This window comes from Acinetobacter lactucae (assembly GCF_013344765.1).
Lineage (GTDB): Bacteria > Pseudomonadota > Gammaproteobacteria > Pseudomonadales > Moraxellaceae > Acinetobacter > Acinetobacter lactucae_A.
In genome coordinates this window covers 1-1,039 of record NZ_JABVBF010000351.1, presented here as the reverse complement: position 1 = coordinate 1,039, position 1,039 = coordinate 1, and the positions used below count along the sequence as shown (strand labels likewise).

2 protein-coding genes and 1 pseudogene are annotated in these 1,039 nt (G+C 33.3%); 1 reads left to right on the top strand and 2 read right to left on the bottom strand.

Annotated elements, in window-relative coordinates; genetic code table 11:
• Positions 1–64: 64 nt before the first annotated feature.
• The gene (locus HUN22_RS17265; RefSeq protein WP_174731956.1) at positions 65–358 is read left to right on the top strand and encodes a hypothetical protein; all 294 of its coding nucleotides are present in this window, start codon (positions 65–67) and stop codon (positions 356–358) included.
• A 19-nt stretch (positions 359–377) separates the two neighbouring features.
• Here the strand turns inward: HUN22_RS17265 and HUN22_RS17260 are convergent, their stop codons facing one another.
• Both HUN22_RS17260 and HUN22_RS17255 read right to left on the bottom strand, forming a co-directional pair.
• Complete coding sequence (locus tag HUN22_RS17260; protein WP_174731953.1) at positions 378–932, bottom strand: GNAT family N-acetyltransferase; 555 nt, start codon at positions 930–932, stop codon at positions 378–380.
• 29 nt (positions 933–961) lie between these two features.
• Positions 962–1,039: pseudogene (locus tag HUN22_RS17255) on the bottom strand (Lrp/AsnC family transcriptional regulator); the annotation flags it as partial.

Here is a 1,039-nt window from a genome sequence, read left to right as displayed (position 1 = left end):
AATTGAAGGTGACTTGTTTAAAGTTATATTTAAAATTACTCCTAATAAGAATTTAGAGAAAGCAATGAAAATTGGATTTATTGGCGGAGCCAATGACGGTATTGTAATCAATGCTGCTGATGGCCTTGATACTTATAAGCTTGAATGGCACTACAAAGCAGAAAAGCACTGTGATTCACAGCCCACGTTAGGTCTTAATGGGCCTGAGTATGATTATTACAACTTATTGATACTAAGAAAAAATAAAGAGGCAAAGCTTTTTTATGTACTCACTACAATGGGAAAAGATGATATCGCAAGTAAAATCCATGAGTATTGGGAATGCTCTACATCTGTTGGTTATGATTTCGATGATTAAGAAAATATTTATTAATAACTTAAGATTTTGACTTTAATAAAAAATTAAATGAAGAGCTCGTAATTTCATATAAAACATGTGCTTTTAATTGGTGATGGAGAGGAACCTTGGGATGATCAAAGTTTTTAACTTTTTGCATTCCTATCCGCTCCATTACAGCTTGAGAGGGTGTATTTATGTTAGCGGTAAATGAAACGATCTTATCTAAATTCAGTACATTAAAACCATAGTCTAAAGCTGCTTTTGCTCCTTCAGTTGCATAACCTTGTTTCCAAAATTCTTTTGTAAGTCGCCACCCAATTTCCACACATGGAGAGAAGTCAAATTGTTCAGGTTGGCCGTGTAAACCAGTAAAACCGATAAATTGATGGGTTTCCTTTAATTCTACTGCCCAGAAGCCCCAACCATTTTCATTAATAAGAGATGAAATTTTTTGGATTAAATTATGGCTTTCTTGGGGCGTTAAGAGAGTTGGGAAAAATTGCATAACATCTTGATCTAAGCCCATTGTTATAAATGGCTCAAAATCACTTTCTTTCCACTGTCTTAAAATTAAACGCTTTGTTTCGATCATGACATAACTCTTTAATTAAAAATGATGGGTCAAAGTGGTTTTTGAACAATCTTCTGTAAAATGATCTTGGAATTAATGCTGACTACACCTTTTATTTTATTTAAGGT